Genomic DNA, 15,712 nt, shown 5'->3' on the forward strand with positions numbered 1-15,712 from the left:
CCACGCTCCGCGTGGGAATGCAGCCCGGGACGCTCCGCGTCCCTTCCAACGGCGGACGCAGAGCGTCCATGGAGGCATTCCCACGCGGAGCGTGGGAACGATCTACCTTGTGGTGCTTGCGTCGTTTGCGAGTAATTTGCTGCGGCGCCAGTTAGCATGGCGCTACAACAATGAAACCGATGGGCCACACCTTGATCGAACGACGCCAATTCAGCGGTGGCATGAAGGGCAAGAACCTTCGCTACCTGAACGAGCCCGCCAGCGGGCCGGGACACATGACCCGCACCGGGTTCGTGTTGCTGGAGCATTTTTCCCTGCCGGCCTTCACCCAGGCGCTGGACACCCTTGTCACCGCCAATCTGCTGCGCCCCGGTCTGTTTTCCACGCGCACCTTCGGCCTGAACGACGGCGAAGTGATCAGTGATCTGGGGCTGGTGATCCGCCCTGACTCGCGTCTGGAAACCTGCGTGTTGCAGGAACTGGATCTGCTGGTGATCTGCGGCGGTTACCGCACGGAATTGAAGGCGAGCGACGAGTTCATCAACCTGCTGAAAATGGCCGCCGAGGCCGGTGTGATGCTGGCCGGGCTGTGGAACGGCGCGTGGTTCCTGGGCCGGGCAGGGGTGCTGGAAGGCTATCGCTGTGCGATTCACCCGGAGCATCGGCCGGCATTGGCGGAGATTTCCAAGGCGACCCAGGTCAGCAGCGAACCCTATGTGATCGACCGCGACCGGCTGACTGCGTCCAGTCCGTCCGGCGCGTTCCACATGGCCCTGGACTGGATCAAGGGCCTGCACGACAAGGCGCTGGTCGAAGGCATCGAAGACATTCTGGCGTTCGAGGAGTCGCGTTACCGGCGGATCAAACCGACCGAAAACATCAGTGTCAGCGCGCCGCTGCGTGAAGTGGTGAAGCTGATGGATGCCAATCTCGAAGAACCGCTGGAGCTGGAGCAACTGGCGGTGTACGCCGGGCGCTCCCGGCGTCAGTTGGAGCGCTTGTTCAAGGAACAACTGGGCACCACGCCGCAGCGTTATTACATGGAACTGCGCATCACCGAGGCCCGCCGTCTGCTGCAACACACCGAGCTGTCCCAGGTGGACGTGCTGGTGGCCTGCGGATTCGTGTCACCGAGTCATTTCAGCAAGTGCTACAGCGCTTACTTCGGTTATCGCCCGTCCAAAGAAAAACGGCTCGTCAAATGACGAGCCGTCTGGCGTGCCGCTTCAGAGGTGATCGGCGTCGATGATCGCCTGAGCGAAGGCTTTCGGGTCTTCCTGCGGCAGGTTGTGACCGATGCCGCCGTTGATCAGGCGGAACTGATATTTGCCGGTGAAGCGTTTGGCATAGTCCTCGGGGGCCGGGTGCGGCGCGCCGTTGGCATCGCCTTCCAGGGCGATGGTCGGCACGCTGATCGATGGTGCGGTGGCGAGTTTCTGTTCCAGCGCATCGTACTGGCTTTCACCCTGCACCAGGCCCAGGCGCCAACGGTAGTTGAACACGGTGATCGCGACGTGATCCGGGTTCTGCAAGGCCTTGGCGCTGCGGTCGAAGGTGGCGTCGTCGAACGTCCATTTCGGTGACGCCAGTTGCCAGATCAGCTTGGCGAAATCATGGGTGTTCCTGGTGTAGCCCGCCTCACCACGGTCGGTGGCGAAGTAGAACTGATACCACCATTGCAGTTCGGCCTTGGGCGGCAGCGGGTTCTTGCCGGCGGCCTGATTGCCGATCAGGTAACCGCTGACCGAGACCAGCGCTTTCACCCGCTCAGGCCACAGCGCCGAAACGATGTCCGCCGAACGCGCGCCCCAGTCGTAGCCGCCGAGCACGGCTTGTTTGATTTTCAGGGCATCCATGAAATCGATTACGTCACTGGCCAGCGCCGCCGGCTGACCGTTGCGCACGGTCTTGTCGGACAGGAAATGCGTGTCGCCATAACCCCGGGCGTACGGCATCAACACCCGATAACCCTTGGCCGCCAGCAGCGGCGCCACGTCATCGTAGCTGTGGATGTCGTAGGGCCAGCCGTGCAGCAGAATCACCACCGGGCCGTTGGCCGGGCCGGTTTCGGCGTAGGCCACGTCCAGCAGGCCGGCCTTCACATGTTTCAGCGGGCCGAAGGGCAGGTCGGCCTTGACGCTGGCGGCTTCGGTCTTGACCGGCTCGGGCGCTGCGGTTTGTGCCTGGGCGATCGCGCCGAACTGCAGCAGCGCGGTGGCGAGCATCGACAGGCCCAGCAGGCGGCGACGGTTTTTCCCGGTGGTGACGGTGGCGAGTGGTGCGTGCTTCATGGCAAGTCTCCTTATGATCGGCGAGGGCCGGGTTCTGGCTGAACCCTTCGAATCTGGAGTCCATTAAAGGCTGGTCGCGTATCCGGGCTGTTTCCGTTTTTGTTGGCTGATGCGCGGGCATGTATCCGGGAGGCGTTCGTACACACTGCGATACAAACCCGTGGCCAACAAAAAGCCCCGAATGTTCGGGGCTCTTGCTTGCCTTGGGCTTCAGGCCTGAGTGACGTGCTTGGGTCCGGCCAGCGCCCAGGCGATCAGCCCGAACAGTGGCACAAACACGATCAATACGATCCAGACACCTTTGTTGCTGGCTTTCCCCTCACTCTTGCGCACCCTGTTGATCGCCCACAATTCGATGAGCAAAAGAACGACGGCCAGTACGATCCACGTGGTTTCAAGTTGCATGGGCTACCTCCTGATGGTCATTGGCTTAGGCGGGGCATACCACTCAGGGTTCATTAAATTTGCTTGATGGTTTGCCTGGCGCACGTGCACAAATGTTCTAAACCCACCGGCAAAGTCGCGGTAACGTAGACGCCTTTGACGAACAACCACTGCTTTCGGAGCCTGGCGTGGACAAACGCAACTGGATCGAGCTGTCTCAGGATGCCGACACCGGTATCGAGTCGATTCGTGCCCATTTCCAGGGCCATGCCTACGATCCGCACTGGCATGACAGCTTTCTGGTGGGCGTCACCGAGCAGGGCGTGCAGCAGTTTCATTGCCGGCGCGTGCGGCATCTGAGTACGCCGGGCAAGATTTTCATGCTGGAGCCGGGGGAGATCCACGACGGGCACGCGCCGACGGAGGAGGGTTTCACCTATTCCATGCTCTACCTCGATCCACATTGGCTGGAGCGCGAATTGCGCGTGCTGTTCGAGCATGCGCCGGACAACAGCCAGCTCGGGTTCACCGATACTCTGAGCCAGGATCCGCGCCTGTCCACCGCCATCAACCAGGCCTTCAACGCCCTGCATCAGGGCGATTTGCGCATCGTGCGCCAGACCGCCATCGACACCTTGCTCGGTTCGCTGACGTCCCACCTCGACTGGCGAAAGCACCAGCCTTTCGATCCGCGCCTGCCACGAGTGGCCCAAGTGGCGCGGGACTATCTGCATGCGCACGCCTTTGAGGACATCGGGCTGGACGACGTGGCCCAGGCCTGCGGGATTGATCGCTTTCGACTGACCCGTGCGTTCAAGGCTGCTTTCGGGTTGGCGCCACATGCCTATCTGATTCAGTTGCGCCTGGCCCGCGCCCGGCAGTTGCTGGCGCGCGGCGAAACACCCGCCACCGTCGCCAGCGCCCTCGGTTTCGCCGATCAGAGCCATCTGGGGCGCTGGTTTCGCCGTGCCTATCACCTGACGCCGGCGGATTACCGCAAGCGCTGCTCAAACCTTCCAGACTGAACCCCGCGCAACCGCGACCATGACTTCCTGTTCTGATTCGGGAGTCCTGTCATGGAATCGTTGTTGCCTTTTCTGATGTTTTCCTTCGTCGCTTCAATCACCCCGGGGCCGACCAATATTCTGGTGATGAGCCACAGCTCGCGGCGCGGTCTGACGGCCACCGTGCCGATCATCTTCGGCGCATGTGTGTCGGCGGCGCTGGTGGTGTTGGTGGTCGGCCTCGGCGTGGGGGAAACCTTGCTGCGCTATCCCCGTGTGCAGCAGGCGATGGCCTGGGCCGGCGTGTTGTGGTTGAGCTGGCTGGCGTGGCAGATCTTTCGCAGCACGCCGCCGTCGCTGGACTCGGCGCCAACGGGTGATGACGGCTTCAGCGTGTTCGGCGCCGCCGGCCTGCAACTGATCAACCCCAAGGTGTGGATGATGGCGGTGGCGGTGGTGAGCGTGTTTGCCGGTGGCAGCGAGGACAGCGCCCGGATGGTGCTGTTGTCAATGGCGTTTCTGCTGGTCAGTCTGCCGTGCATGACGGCGTGGGCGCTGCTGGGCGTGGGCAGCGCACGGTTATTTGGCTCGCCACGGGCATTCAGGCGCATGAACGCCGGGCTGGCGTTTTTGTTGTTGCTGTCGGCTTGGTTGGCGGTGTTGGTGTAGCCGTCGCGATTGGTCACATAAATTTGAATTGCCAGCCGTTGCCCCCCAGAATCGCGCCCCGATCCGGCCACCAGTGCCGGGCGTTCAGAGTGAAAGGGGTTGCGGTTGAACGAACAGACATTGTCCATGCGCCTGGAGCAGGTGGCGGCACACGTGCCCGCTGGTGCGCGGCTGGCCGATATCGGCTCGGATCACGGTTACTTGCCGGTGGCCCTGATGCGCCGTGGTGCGATCGCGGCGGCGGTGGCGGGCGAGATGGCCGAGACGCCGTTCCGTTCGGCGCAACGCACCGTGCGCGAAAACGACCTTGAGCAGCAGATCACCGTTCGCCTGGCCAATGGCTTGATGGCTGTCGAGCCGGTCGACGGGATCACGGCAATCACCGTGTGCGGCATGGGTGGCGAGACCATCCGCGACATTCTCGAAGCCGGCAAGGCGCGCCTGAGCGGCCGCGAGCGCCTGATCCTGCAACCCAACGGCGGCGAACAACCGCTGCGACAATGGCTGATGGACAACGGCTACCGAATCCTCTTCGAGGAAATCCTGCGGGAGAACCGCTTCGACTACGAAATCATCGTGGCCGAGCGGGGCGGGCCGGTGAGCTACACCGCCGAGGAGTTGTTCTTCGGGCCATTGCAATTGCAGGCGCGCAGTCCGGCGTTTGTCAGCAAATGGCAGCAACGGCTGCGGCACAAGCAGCAGACGCTGGCTCATTTCGGGCGGGCACGGCATGGGGTGTGCGAGCGCAAGGTGCAGGATCTGAAGCAGCAAGTGCGCTGGATTACTGGCGTGCTGGCGTGAAGGGGTGATCAGTGCTGCGCGCTGCTTCGGGTCTCTGCGAGAATCCGCGTCGCATCCCGCGAGGGCGGCACGCCGAACACCCGTGCGTAATCGCGGCTGAATTGCGTAGCGCTTTCATAACCGACTTCGAACGCTGCGCGGGTGACGCTGCTGGCATTGGCCACCATCAGCGTCCGGGCCTGAAGCAGGCGAACACGCTTCTGATACTGCAACGGGCTCAGCGCCGTAACGGCTTTGAAATGTCGATGAAAGGCTGACACGCTCATCGACGCAAGCTGCGCCAATGCGTCCACGCGAATCGGTTCGGCAAAGTCCTGACGAATGTGCTGAATGGCCAGGTTGACGCGGGCCATGGCGCTGTCGGGGGCCGCAATGTCGCGCAGCATCCAGCCGTGGGGGCCTTGCAGGACGCGATACAGAATTTCCCGTTCGTAGACCGGCGCGAGGGCCGCGATCTCCTCCGGCCTCCCCATAAGGCGCAACATGCGCACCCACGCATCCATCAACTCAGGCGTGACAGCAGCGACCGAAAACCCGCTGTCCTGTTCATGTTGCCCGAGCGGTTTGGGCAAGTCGGCCAGCAGGGTCGTCAGCACCACCGGATCCAGCGTCAGGCTGACCGCCAGGTAAGGCTCGCCGCTCGCTGAGGGGTGAACCTGTCCCACTGCCGGCAGATCGATGGACATCACGAAGTAGGTCGCCGGGTCGTAGTGAAGCGTGCGGTCGGCGATGGTCATGGATTTGCTGCCCTGCAGAATCAGGTTGATCATCGGTTCGTAAACGGCGGCCAGCATGTGCTCGGGGATTTCACCCTGAACCATGGCGACGCGCGGGATACCCGTCTCCGTGCGGCGGTTTTCGGCGTGTTGCGCCAGGGCGCAAAGTTCTGTCAGTTGATTATTCATGCCCGGCATCTGAACCTACGCGATCACTCCCGCGCAAGCAAAAAGCAGAAACAGGCAGGTTTCGAAGAGGAACGGCTGCGCTCACCTCGAAGCCGATGGCTACTGTGGTCACTCACCACAGAGACATTGGAGCAACGCATGAGCGTTATCGTGATTACCGGTGGCAGTCGTGGCATTGGCGCAAGTACCGCCGAACACTGTGCCCGCATCGGGATGGGCGTCATCCTGACCTACAAGAGCAATGCCGATGCGGCCGCTGCTGTTGTGCAACGGATTCAGACGTCGGGCGGCACAGCCGTGGCGCTTGAGCTGGACGTTGCGGATGTCAGTCAATTCGACCGTTTCCGTGAGGCCGTGCGACATAACCTCGACAGCCTCTGGGGCGTGGCTACGCTGGCTGGACTGGTCAACAACGCGGGCCATGGCTTGTTCAATCCGCTGGCAGCCGTCACCGAGGCGCAGTTCGACGGTTTGTTGAACGTTCATCTCAAAGGCCCGTTTTTCCTCACGCAAACCTTGTTGCCGCTGATGGGCGAGGGCGCCAGCATCGTCAACCTGACCAGCGCCACCACCCGGGTCGCTACCGCCGGGGTTGCGCCGTATGCAGCGTTCAAGGGCGGGCTGGAGGTGTTGACCCGCTACATGGCCAAGGAGTTCGCGGACCGGCGCATACGGGCCAACGCTGTTTCGCCGGGAGCGATCCGAACCGAGCTGGGCGGTGGTTTGAACGACGAATTCGAGGCATTGCTCGCCTCGCAAACGGCTCTGGGCCGGGTTGGCGAACCGCAGGATGTTGCGCGCGTCATCGCCATGTTGCTGTCCGAGGAGGGCGGCTGGATCAACGCCCAATCCATTGAAGTCGCGGGCGGCTATTTCATTTGAAGGCGAGGTAACTCCATGCTTGATCACATCTTTCTGTCAGTCAGCGACATTGAGCGCTCCATTGATTTCTACACCGCCGCGCTGACCCCGCTGGGCATTACCGCCAGGCTTGATTACGACGGCAAGGACGGCCCACCCGGCCATCCGGATCTGAAAGGTTTCGGTGCCCATGGCCGGATGTTTTTCTGGTTGCGCGAAGGCGTGGTGGAAGGGCGGGCGGTGCACGTCGGGTTTGTCGCCAACAGCAAGGCCGAAGTTGACGCAGCTTACGCGGCGGCGATCAACAGTGGTGCTGTCGATAACGGCGCTCCAGGCGCACGTCTGCATTACGACCCCGATTACTACGCTGCCAATGTCCTCGATCCGGACGGTTACAGCCTCGAATTTGTCTTCAAAAAATGGCAGCACGGCCAATGAGCACACTGATGATCTACGGCGCGACCGGGTACACCGGGCGCATGGCAGCCGAACATGCCAAGGCACTGGGGCTGGACCTGGTCATCGCTGGGCGCACGGCCGAAACGCTCGAGTTGCTCGCTGCGCAACTGGATGTTCCTTTTCGGGTGTTCAAGCCCAATGAACTGACAGCTCAATCATTGGAGGGTATCGCGGTACTGCTGAATTTCGCGGGTCCGTTCGCCCAGACGGCAGACGCCTTGATGCAGGCATGCATCCAGGCCGGTGTCGACTATCTGGACATCACGGCGGAAATCAATGTCTATCGGCGTGCCGAGCAGTTGGGTGCTCAAGCAGCCAGTGCGAACGTGATGTTGTTGCCCGGCGTCGGCTGGGATGTGGTGCCGACCGATTGTCTGGCGATGCGTGTTGCTCAACGGGTGCCACAACCGCGTTCATTGAAAATCGCCTTGCAGGTCGCGGGCTCGATGTCGCGCGGCTCGGCCCTGAGTGTCGGCGAAATCATTGGTGCAGGCCTGTTGGCTCGGGTCGATGGACAACTGGTCGCAGCGCCTGACGCGCAGCCCCGTCACTTCGATTTTGGTGACGGGCCGGTGCTCTGTGCGCCCCTGTCATTCGGTGATCTGGTGACCGGCTGGCATTCCACCGGTATTCCCGATATCGCCATGTTCGTGCACATCAGCGGTGACGCGTTTCCGGAAGGCGATCTGGCGCAACTGCCAGACGGCCCAAGCGTCGAACAGCGCGAGGCACATCGCGCCCGAGCGGTGGCTGAAGTCAGCGGCGCCAACGGCAGCGTTGCATGCTCGGTGATCGAGACCGTCAACGGCTACACCTACACGCCGCTCGCAGCTGTCGAAGCCGCGCGTCGTGTGTTGAGCGGGGAGCGACGGCCGGGTTTTGAAACGCCGGCCCGGGTGTTCGGCATCGGGTTTGCCGAAAGTATCGCAGGCACAACCGTTACTGATTTCTGAAACGCGAGTCCGCTTCGGCCTAGCGCCTGGCGAAATCCTCAAGCTCACTTCACCTAAGGCTTCAAGTATGTCATCCACACAGTTGCAGGACACCGCAGACAAACTTGCGGTGGTTGAAACGCTGTACCGGTTTGCCGCTGGAATCGATCTGCGCGACGAAGCATTACTGGCGTCGGCGTTTACCGAGGATGCGATTTCCGACTTCCGGCCCGCCGCTGCAAAGGCCGGGTTCGAATACCCTGTTCTGGAGGGGCGTCAGACCATCTTGGCGTCGCTTTCAGGTTCACTTGCCGGTATCGATACAACGCACTCTGTCAGCAATCCGCGAGTCAGCGTCGTTGGCGATCGGGCGCAGGTTGATGCACTCGTGGAAGCCCAGCACGTGCCGCAAAGTGATCACTCACGGCACTACCTCATGAAAAACCGTTACGACGTAAAACTGGTGCGGGCAGGCGACGCCTGGCTGATTCAAAGCGTCACGGTTGACAATGTGTGGCGCACGGGCGACCCCGGGGTGCTCTCCGGCGTTTAACCGGATTTGCGAGCCGGTTAGCGTGAAGGCTTGATTGAGCGTGAGGTTTCGCCTGCCTCTGCGCCGGCTGATTCAGCTGTTATCATTCAAGCCTTTACAGCCGGGTAGATGACCATGAATCGCCAGAAAAAACTGCAGCAACTTTTCAAGGAAAAATCCAGAAAGGCCAACGCCAAACTGGCACCCAAGAGCAACAAGCCGAAGTACATCAGCAAGGCTGATCGGTTGAAAATGGCGGCCGAGGCCACTCCCGAAGCAGTCGACACACCTGAGTCCTGATCAGGCAGTCACAGCGCAGCGCTCCCCCTCAGCCAGCCGGCTGTGCAGGTTTGGCCAACTCAATCCCCGCCGCCCCCAGCCGCTTGAGAGTCTCGAACAACAGATCACTCTTGGTCTTGCCGACAATCCTCGGACTGTCGACGTAGCCGGTCACGGTCAACGTGATGCCATCGGGCGATAGCTTGCTGAAGCGCACGAACGGTGCCGGTTTATCGAGGATGGTTTCGTGTTCGGTGTAGGTGTCGAGCAGCAGGCTCTTGACCTGTTCGGGGTCGATGTCCAGCGGGAACATCAGCTCCAGCGTCGCCACGCCCTGGGCGCTGCCGCCGAGGGTGACGTTGCGCAGGTTCTGCGAGATCAGCTGCGAGTTGGGCACGATCACGATCGAACGGTCGCTGAGCTGGATTTCGGTGGCGCGCACGTTGATCCGGCGGATGTCGCCTTCGACGCCGCTGATGCTGATCAGGTCGCCGACCTTGACCGGGCGTTCGGTGAGCAGGATCAGCCCGGAGACAAAGTTCTTCACGATCTCCTGCAAGCCGAAGCCGATGCCCACCGACAGGGCGCTGACGATCCACGCCAGATTGGTCCATTGCACGCCCAGCGATGACAGGGTCAGCAGGATCACCACCGCATAACCGATGTTGGAAAACAGCGTGCTGAGCGAGGCGCACATGCCCGGGTCCATGTCGGTCTTGGGCAGAAACTCGTTGTCGAGCCAGCGGCGCAGGGCGCGGATCAGGTAGATGCCGATCAGCAGCGCCAGCACGGCGTTGAGCAAGTGGCCGGGGACGATGTTCAGCTTGCGCAGGCCGGCGCCGCCGAGGATCGTGCCGATGTTGTTGGCCAGTTGGCCCAGGGTGGTGCCGATCCCGCCGACAAACAGCGTGATCACCGCCAACAGCAACAGCGCAGCCCGACCAAAACCGGCCAGCAGGGTCGAGGCCTGTTCGAGACGCCGATCACCGACACCCAGCAGCTGTTTCAGCGCCTTGCCGCTGGAATGGCGGGGAGAAAAGAAGTACTCGCAGCTGTCCTTGAGCAACTGCATCAGCAGGTAAAACCCGGAAAACACGATAAACGCCCACACCAGTTCGTAGGTGATGAACCGCGCGAGCGACACATACCCGGTCAGCAGGGTGCCGAACGACAGCACCATTGCCAGGGTGGCCACGGTGTAAATCACCCCGGCAAACGTGTTGCCCGTTACCTGCGTATCGCCAGCCGCCGCCAACACTTTGCGCACCCTGCCGACGCGCATCAGCAACGTCGTGACGATGCCCAGCACCATGAGCGCAATGATGCCCCGGCCGGCAATCACGATCTGGCTGCTCATGCCAGAGGCGTTACTGACCTGCACCGACGTCACCAGCACCAGCAGCGTCGCGGCGAGGATCGGCGCGAATGGCTGCAGCGTGTCTGCGACCTCGTCGGCCACCGCCGGCAACCGCCATGACGGGTGCTCGGTGGACAGCAAGGCGCGGCTGAGCCCTGTGATCAACACGCAGGCGTAAACGACTTTCTCGAACTCATCGGAAAACGTCGCCAGCATCGGCGGCAACGGCACGTGACGGGTGCACGCGTAGTACAACAACTCCAGGGCGATGGCGGTGGTCGCAAGTGTTGCCAGTGCCGAGGCAAACGCCAGCGAACTGCGACGCAGCCGACCCTCCGGCATGCGGTGAATGCACACCCAGGCCATCCAGCGGTCAGCGAGCCGCCGTCCAAACGTCCAGACGATAAACGCCAATATCACCAGCAATGCGGTGTAAAAGCGCTGGCCTGGTCGCCACGCCTCGGCGCCGGTCTGTTGTACCTGTTCGACGAAAACCCGCAGGCGCTGGCGGTCATCTGGCGAAGGATTGAAAAGGGGCGTCCAGAAACCGGGATTCAGAATGCTGTGGGTGCTCAGCATCAGTTCGCTTTCGAGCAGCGTGCGGCGGATGCCGGCGATCTGCGTGATCAGATCCGTGGCGCTTTGCTTGAGGGTGGCGAGGTTTTTCAGCGCCGTATCGACTTTGGTTTTCTGCTCGATCAACGTTGCCCGTTGCGCGGCGATATCAGCTTGTTCGGCGGCCACCGCTTCGGTCGGCGCTGCTCCCAGCACGCCCAATTGCACGGCCAGTTGCGCCTGCTGCGGCAACAGCGACGCCGACAGTCGATCAATGTCCAGAATGAACGTCTGCACCCGATCCTGCGGGCCTTCGAGCTGGTTGTAATTGTTGGCGGACGAGATCTGCTGCTTGAGGCCGTCGAGGCGCAGTTGAAGGGCTTGCAGATCGCTTTGCGAGAAGCCGGGGAGCGGGGCGCCAGTGGTGACATCCGGTGTGCCAGGCAAGTCGGCGGCCGCCACCGCCCCCAAGCCGAACAGGATCAAGGCGATTAACATCAATGACTTCAATGCATTGCGCATGGGAACCGGTTCCGGTTGATCACACAAACATTGAGGTTAGGTGATCGGATCGGAGGGCGCGCAAAAGTTTCGGTGACCCGGGCGATGGGCCACCGTTCGCGGTGTTGCGGTTGTTCAGATCGACCGCTGATTGACCCGCTGCATCAACTCTTCTGCCGATTCCTTGCGCTCCGAGTAGCGATCCACCAGATCCGGGCGATCTCGCAGCAACAGCGTGAATTTCACCAACTCTTCCATCACGTCCACCACCCGGTCGTACAGCGCCGAAGGCTTCATGCGGTTGCTTTCATCGAATTCCAGATAAGCCTTGGGCACCGACGATTGATTGGGGATGGTGAACATGCGCATCCAGCGGCCCAGCACGCGCAGTTGATTGACCACGTTGAAGGATTGCGAACCGCCGCAGACCTGCATCACCGCCAGGGTCTTTCCTTGGGTCGGACGCACCGCGCCAAGTGCCAGCGGCACCCAGTCGATCTGCGCCTTGAACACCGCCGACATGGCGCCGTGACGTTCCGGCGAGCACCAGACCTGGCCTTCCGACCATTGCATCAGTTCGAGCAGTTCCTGGACTTTCGGGTGATCGCCCGGCGCATCGTCCGGCAGCGGCAGGCCCGAAGGGTTGAAGATTCGCGTCTCGGCACCGAAGTGCTCCAGCAGGCGGGCGGCTTCTTCGACCAGCAAACGGCTGAAGGAGCGCGGGCGAGTCGAGCCGTACAGCAACAGGATGCGCGGCTTGTGGGCGCCTTCGTCACGAGTGGTTTTCTGAACCAGTGAGGGATCGAGGTTGGGCAGGTCGGTCATGTCGGCTCCGGTTACAGCGTGCTGATGCGGTCGAGCTCGCGCTTGAGGGCATCACGGTCAAGTTGGGCGAAGGGCAGGGCGAGGAAGGCCCGGCAGCGGGTTTCGATTCGGGCGAGGGTGGCGCGGAAAGCAGCGTCGATGGTGCGCTCATCACCGCGCACGTCCGACGGATCTTCCAGCCCCCAATGGGCTTTCAGGGCCGGGCCGAAGTACACCGGACAGGCTTCACCGGCGGCCTTGTCGCAGACGGTGATGACGATGTCCGGCGGATTGTCTTCGAAGGCCTCGTTGCCCTTGCTGCTCAGCCCGGCGATGGAAATGCCGGCTGCCTGCAACGTAGTCAGACTGCGCGGCAGCACCTGGCCCTTGGGGAAACTGCCGGCGCTGACGGCTTCGAAACCGGCCGGCGCCAGGTGGTTGAACATTGCCTCCGACAGAATGCTGCGGCAGCTGTTGGCGGTGCACATGAATAGAACGCGCATGATTGATCCTCAGCAGCAGGCGGATGTATTGAGCGGGCGATCGCCCATGGCAGCCAGCCGCGCACTGTTTTCTTCCAGCCAGGCGGTGTTGGCGGCGAGCGTGGTTTCAAGCAGCGTGCGAATCCATGTCGGCAGGTCGGGGTTGAGCCGGTAGTAAACCCACTGGCCCTGACGGCGATCCAGCAACAAACCGCAGGTGCGCAGTTGTGCGAGATGGCGGGAGATTTTCGGCTGACTGTCGTCCAGCGCGCAGACCAGTTCGCAGACACACAACTCACCTTCTCGGGTGATCAGCAGCGTGGCCCGGGCGCGGGTTTCGTCGGCGAGGCATTTGAAAACGGAGGCGGGGTTGAGCATGGCGACGCCTTGAGTACATATGGTTGGCCGAATATACGGATATCCATATGTGATGGGCAAGCCTTGATTTTGGTGTAGTGGCAGGTCTCGACCGAAGGTTTGTTTAGCGTGGGCACTTCAACGCTTGCTGAACGCCAACCGCGCGGCAAACAACACGAAAATCACCCCGGTGGTGCGATCCATCCAGCGAATCACTTTCTCACGGCGCAGAAACCCGGACAGCGGCTGCGTCGCGCCAATCAACACCAGCGACCAGATCAGCCCGAGCACCACATGAATGCTCACCAGCCCGAACGTCCACGGTACCAGCGGCTGACCTTGCGCAATGAACTGTGGCAGAAACGACACGTAGAAAATCCCGATCTTCGGATTCAGCACATTCCCCAGCATGCCCTTGAAAAACCAGTTCGCCCCCGGCTTGCCGTCGGCCTCGGCCGGTGCCAGCGAACGGCGAGGGCGCAGCAGCATGTTCAACCCCAGCCACGCCAGATACGCTGCGCCGCAATACTTCAACAGGTTGTAGGCCAGCTCCGACACCGCAATCAACGCCCCCAACCCAAACGCCACCGCCGCGCCCCACAACAGGCAACCGGCGTTGATACCCAACGCTGCGCGCAAGGCCTGTTGCTTGCCTTCGACGGTGGCGGTGCGCAGCACCAGCGCGGTGTCGAGGCCGGGTGTCAGCGTCAGCAGCGTGGCGGCGAGGGTGAAGGCGAGGAGGTTGTCGGCGATGGACATTGCGCTTGGGTTCCTTGTTCCGGATGGGGAACGGTAACGGTTTCAGGCGGGGGATCCAGCCGAAAAGTCAGGCGCGGATGGATGCGGCCGGTTGCATCTTAGCAATATGAACGGTGCGCATGGCTTACCTCAATGCCGGGCTTTTGCTTTGGAAACGCCTGGCACATCCATATTTATCTTGCGCCAACACGCTTCAGAGAAACTGTAAACCGAGAAGGCAATCAGCCCCAGGGCCATCACCATCAAGACGAGCCATCCGGCGGGTAGGTTCTGGAGTGCGTCCAGCGCTTCCTTCATGCCTGGTGGGTCCATGGCTTGATAAGCGGAACCGCTCACTGCCAGCAGCAAAGCAATTTCCATAAACACGACTCCACGGGCGATCAGGCCGAATTGTGACACCGGACGGACATAGCGCATGACCTCTTCGTCGGCCTCAAAATACTTCTCGAACGAGGCCTTCCATCCCTTGATGATGTGAGCAACGCCAACGCCCAGTGGTAGGAGAGCGATCAGATACAACAATAAATTCGAGTGTTCCCACGACAGAAGGTGCGCCAGCCAATCTTTGGTCTGCTCGCCTGAATGGCTCGAATTTCGGGTGCCGCTCACGAGCAGGCCCAACGCAAAAAACGCTAGAGCACCGTTGACCAAACCTCCTGCAAACAGGCCTGCACGAATCACCAGACCCTTGAATTGCGTGCCGTGATGATCGACATCGCGTACGGCTTGCAGGACACGCCAGGCCGAAAATGCAAGCAGACCTGCTACCACAACGCCCACCAGAAAATAGCCGAACGGTTGGCTCAGCAAGGCCTCAAGGCTCTTGTGACTGTCTTTCGGTTTTGTTGAGTCATGGGCTGCCATTAACGCGAATATACCGATGATCAAATAGAGCACTCCGCGGGAGGCGTATCCACCCCGGGCGAGTATTACCAGATTGCGCTGCGCGGACATTGGAGTTCCTTGCGAGAGGTCATGAAAGAGCAGACCGTCCTTTCTGGAGGGGGTTCTATTACACGTCGTAGATCAACGGGCAACCTGTGGTCCCAAGGGCGATGTGTGCTGTTGTTGCGGGTTGAGCGATCCTGACCCATCATTTGGGTTTCATCGGTTATCGGCGTCGTTTATTGGATGTCGAATTAAAGGTATTTGGGTGGGGATGTGGAAGGCGTAGTGTTGGGCGAGAAAATTCAGCGTGAAGCGGATCGACTGCTGGCGCAGATTGTCCGGGCAGATTCGATGATCATTGCTGTCAAGGCTGGGGCGCGGGCGGATGGATTCGTGCTGGGACTGGAAACCGGCGGAGCTTTGCGTGTCGGCGATGCCGAGAGGTTGTACATCATTTTCGAGGCCGCGCTGGTGGAACGTCTGAAGGCCTTGTCGCGAGGCTGATCAGAACAGGTGACTGGATCGAAATTCATGAACCGCATTTACTTGAACTATAAGCTGACCACTCAGTCAGGATAGGTGCCGATTACTATTCTGAGGGAGTCATCCATGCGCAATTACACGATCACGTACCTGTTCAACGACCAGCCCCGTACCCATCAGCTTGAACTGAAGCAGCCTGAATTACCCATTCAGGACGCGGCCATGCACTTGTTGCAGTTACATTTCGGGGATGGCGAGAACAGCCTGATCATGCCTGATGCAGACTCCACACCCGACGAGATAATCGAGCAGGCGGGTCTGGTCGGAATCACTCGAATCGACGTGGTGGGTGCCCAAGGCGAGTAGGGCGATCTGCGCCGGCTGAGCCGATGTTCATACCGACGCCGAA

The 15,712-nt window shown here is 61.2% G+C and carries 20 protein-coding genes; 11 read left to right on the forward strand and 9 right to left on the reverse strand.

The window, feature by feature from the left end; genetic code table 11:
* Nucleotides 1-179: 179 nt before the first annotated feature.
* Complete coding sequence (locus I5961_RS12135; protein WP_227235585.1) at nt 180-1,205, forward strand: GlxA family transcriptional regulator; 1,026 nt, start codon at nt 180-182, stop codon at nt 1,203-1,205.
* A 21-nt stretch (nt 1,206-1,226) separates the two neighbouring features.
* Here the strand turns inward: I5961_RS12135 and I5961_RS12140 are convergent, their stop codons facing one another.
* A complete protein-coding gene (locus I5961_RS12140; protein ID WP_227235355.1) occupies nt 1,227-2,291 on the reverse strand; it encodes an alpha/beta fold hydrolase in 1,065 nt (354 codons plus the stop codon).
* Between the two features lie 210 nt (nt 2,292-2,501).
* Nucleotides 2,502-2,696 carry a PLDc N-terminal domain-containing protein gene (locus tag I5961_RS12145; protein WP_007955366.1) on the reverse strand — a complete coding sequence of 65 codons (195 nt, stop codon included), beginning with the start codon at nt 2,694-2,696 and terminating at the stop codon, nt 2,502-2,504.
* A gap of 167 nt (nt 2,697-2,863) precedes the next feature.
* On the opposite strand from I5961_RS12145, the gene I5961_RS12150 reads away from it, so the two are divergent.
* From I5961_RS12150 to I5961_RS12160, 3 genes are all read left to right on the forward strand, one after another.
* Nucleotides 2,864-3,700 carry an AraC family transcriptional regulator gene (locus tag I5961_RS12150; RefSeq protein WP_227235356.1) on the forward strand — a complete coding sequence of 279 codons (837 nt, stop codon included), beginning with the start codon at nt 2,864-2,866 and terminating at the stop codon, nt 3,698-3,700.
* Nucleotides 3,701-3,751: 51 nt separating this feature from the next.
* A complete protein-coding gene (locus I5961_RS12155; RefSeq protein WP_227235357.1) occupies nt 3,752-4,348 on the forward strand; it encodes a LysE family translocator in 597 nt (198 codons plus the stop codon).
* Between the two features lie 105 nt (nt 4,349-4,453).
* Complete coding sequence (locus I5961_RS12160; RefSeq protein ID WP_319633928.1) at nt 4,454-5,149, forward strand: tRNA (adenine(22)-N(1))-methyltransferase; 696 nt, start codon at nt 4,454-4,456, stop codon at nt 5,147-5,149.
* 8 nt (nt 5,150-5,157) lie between these two features.
* On the opposite strand, the gene I5961_RS12165 is transcribed toward I5961_RS12160, so the two are convergent.
* On the reverse strand, nt 5,158-6,054 hold the full coding sequence (locus I5961_RS12165; protein ID WP_227235358.1) for an AraC family transcriptional regulator: 897 nt from the start codon (nt 6,052-6,054) through the stop codon (nt 5,158-5,160).
* A 138-nt stretch (nt 6,055-6,192) separates the two neighbouring features.
* Here I5961_RS12165 and I5961_RS12170 point away from each other — a divergent pair, with 138 nt between their 5' ends.
* The 5 genes from I5961_RS12170 (at nt 6,193) to I5961_RS12190 (ending at nt 9,138) form a co-directional block, all read left to right on the forward strand.
* Entirely contained in the window at nt 6,193-6,936 is a 744-nt protein-coding gene (locus I5961_RS12170; RefSeq protein ID WP_085700300.1) for an SDR family NAD(P)-dependent oxidoreductase, read from the forward strand.
* Nucleotides 6,937-6,951: 15 nt separating this feature from the next.
* Nucleotides 6,952-7,353: a VOC family protein gene (locus I5961_RS12175; RefSeq protein ID WP_085700299.1), complete on the forward strand. Its 402-nt coding sequence runs from the start codon at nt 6,952-6,954 to the stop codon at nt 7,351-7,353.
* On the forward strand, nt 7,350-8,327 hold the full coding sequence (locus tag I5961_RS12180; RefSeq protein ID WP_085700298.1) for a saccharopine dehydrogenase family protein: 978 nt from the start codon (nt 7,350-7,352) through the stop codon (nt 8,325-8,327). The genes I5961_RS12175 and I5961_RS12180 overlap by 4 nt, the downstream gene beginning before the upstream one ends.
* 67 nt (nt 8,328-8,394) lie before the next feature.
* A complete protein-coding gene (locus I5961_RS12185) occupies nt 8,395-8,859 on the forward strand; it encodes a nuclear transport factor 2 family protein (protein WP_085700297.1) in 465 nt (154 codons plus the stop codon).
* A 114-nt stretch (nt 8,860-8,973) separates the two neighbouring features.
* On the forward strand, nt 8,974-9,138 hold the full coding sequence (locus tag I5961_RS12190; protein ID WP_085700296.1) for a DUF2986 domain-containing protein: 165 nt from the start codon (nt 8,974-8,976) through the stop codon (nt 9,136-9,138).
* A gap of 28 nt (nt 9,139-9,166) precedes the next feature.
* Here I5961_RS12190 and I5961_RS12195 read toward each other — a convergent pair whose 3' ends face one another.
* From I5961_RS12195 to I5961_RS12220, 6 genes are all read right to left on the reverse strand, one after another.
* A complete protein-coding gene (locus tag I5961_RS12195; protein ID WP_227235359.1) occupies nt 9,167-11,551 on the reverse strand; it encodes a DUF3772 domain-containing protein in 2,385 nt (794 codons plus the stop codon).
* A 114-nt stretch (nt 11,552-11,665) separates the two neighbouring features.
* Nucleotides 11,666-12,355: an arsenical resistance protein ArsH gene (gene arsH, locus I5961_RS12200; RefSeq protein ID WP_227235360.1), complete on the reverse strand. Its 690-nt coding sequence runs from the start codon at nt 12,353-12,355 to the stop codon at nt 11,666-11,668.
* Nucleotides 12,356-12,366: 11 nt separating this feature from the next.
* Nucleotides 12,367-12,837 (reverse strand): arsenate reductase ArsC, encoded by a 471-nt coding sequence (locus tag I5961_RS12205; protein WP_085700293.1) that lies wholly within the window; start codon nt 12,835-12,837, stop codon nt 12,367-12,369.
* Between the two features lie 9 nt (nt 12,838-12,846).
* Nucleotides 12,847-13,194, reverse strand: coding sequence for a metalloregulator ArsR/SmtB family transcription factor (locus tag I5961_RS12210; protein WP_227235361.1), 348 nt, complete (start codon nt 13,192-13,194; stop codon nt 12,847-12,849).
* A gap of 117 nt (nt 13,195-13,311) precedes the next feature.
* Entirely contained in the window at nt 13,312-13,932 is a 621-nt protein-coding gene (locus I5961_RS12215) for a LysE family translocator (RefSeq protein ID WP_085700291.1), read from the reverse strand.
* A gap of 129 nt (nt 13,933-14,061) precedes the next feature.
* Complete coding sequence (locus I5961_RS12220) at nt 14,062-14,886, reverse strand: DUF1206 domain-containing protein (RefSeq protein ID WP_227235362.1); 825 nt, start codon at nt 14,884-14,886, stop codon at nt 14,062-14,064.
* 207 nt (nt 14,887-15,093) lie between these two features.
* Here I5961_RS12220 and I5961_RS12225 point away from each other — a divergent pair, with 207 nt between their 5' ends.
* On the forward strand, nt 15,094-15,324 hold the full coding sequence (locus I5961_RS12225; RefSeq protein ID WP_227235363.1) for a hypothetical protein: 231 nt from the start codon (nt 15,094-15,096) through the stop codon (nt 15,322-15,324).
* Between the two features lie 105 nt (nt 15,325-15,429).
* On the forward strand, nt 15,430-15,669 hold the full coding sequence (locus I5961_RS12230; protein WP_085700288.1) for a hypothetical protein: 240 nt from the start codon (nt 15,430-15,432) through the stop codon (nt 15,667-15,669).
* Nucleotides 15,670-15,712 lie beyond the last annotated feature (43 nt).

It is taken from the genome of Pseudomonas sp. IAC-BECa141 (assembly GCF_020544405.1).
Taxonomy (GTDB): Bacteria; Pseudomonadota; Gammaproteobacteria; order Pseudomonadales; family Pseudomonadaceae; genus Aquipseudomonas.

Excerpts from the sequence above, each read along its gene's own strand:
- I5961_RS12135 (WP_227235585.1), top strand. The coding sequence starts at position 180 with ATGGGCCACACCTTGATCGAACGACGCCAATTCAGCGGTGGCATGAAG.
- I5961_RS12140 (WP_227235355.1), bottom strand. The coding sequence starts at position 2,291 with ATGAAGCACGCACCACTCGCCACCGTCACCACCGGGAAAAACCGTCGC.
- I5961_RS12145 (WP_007955366.1), bottom strand. The coding sequence starts at position 2,696 with ATGCAACTTGAAACCACGTGGATCGTACTGGCCGTCGTTCTTTTGCTC.
- I5961_RS12155 (WP_227235357.1), top strand. The coding sequence starts at position 3,752 with ATGGAATCGTTGTTGCCTTTTCTGATGTTTTCCTTCGTCGCTTCAATC.
- I5961_RS12165 (WP_227235358.1), bottom strand. The coding sequence starts at position 6,054 with ATGAATAATCAACTGACAGAACTTTGCGCCCTGGCGCAACACGCCGAA.
- I5961_RS12170 (WP_085700300.1), top strand. The coding sequence starts at position 6,193 with ATGAGCGTTATCGTGATTACCGGTGGCAGTCGTGGCATTGGCGCAAGT.
- I5961_RS12175 (WP_085700299.1), top strand. The coding sequence starts at position 6,952 with ATGCTTGATCACATCTTTCTGTCAGTCAGCGACATTGAGCGCTCCATT.
- I5961_RS12180 (WP_085700298.1), top strand. The coding sequence starts at position 7,350 with ATGAGCACACTGATGATCTACGGCGCGACCGGGTACACCGGGCGCATG.
- I5961_RS12185 (WP_085700297.1), top strand. The coding sequence starts at position 8,395 with ATGTCATCCACACAGTTGCAGGACACCGCAGACAAACTTGCGGTGGTT.
- I5961_RS12190 (WP_085700296.1), top strand. The coding sequence starts at position 8,974 with ATGAATCGCCAGAAAAAACTGCAGCAACTTTTCAAGGAAAAATCCAGA.
- I5961_RS12195 (WP_227235359.1), bottom strand. The coding sequence starts at position 11,551 with ATGCGCAATGCATTGAAGTCATTGATGTTAATCGCCTTGATCCTGTTC.
- arsH (WP_227235360.1), bottom strand. The coding sequence starts at position 12,355 with ATGACCGACCTGCCCAACCTCGATCCCTCACTGGTTCAGAAAACCACT.
- I5961_RS12205 (WP_085700293.1), bottom strand. The coding sequence starts at position 12,837 with ATGCGCGTTCTATTCATGTGCACCGCCAACAGCTGCCGCAGCATTCTG.
- I5961_RS12210 (WP_227235361.1), bottom strand. The coding sequence starts at position 13,194 with ATGCTCAACCCCGCCTCCGTTTTCAAATGCCTCGCCGACGAAACCCGC.
- I5961_RS12215 (WP_085700291.1), bottom strand. The coding sequence starts at position 13,932 with ATGTCCATCGCCGACAACCTCCTCGCCTTCACCCTCGCCGCCACGCTG.
- I5961_RS12220 (WP_227235362.1), bottom strand. The coding sequence starts at position 14,886 with ATGTCCGCGCAGCGCAATCTGGTAATACTCGCCCGGGGTGGATACGCC.
- I5961_RS12230 (WP_085700288.1), top strand. The coding sequence starts at position 15,430 with ATGCGCAATTACACGATCACGTACCTGTTCAACGACCAGCCCCGTACC.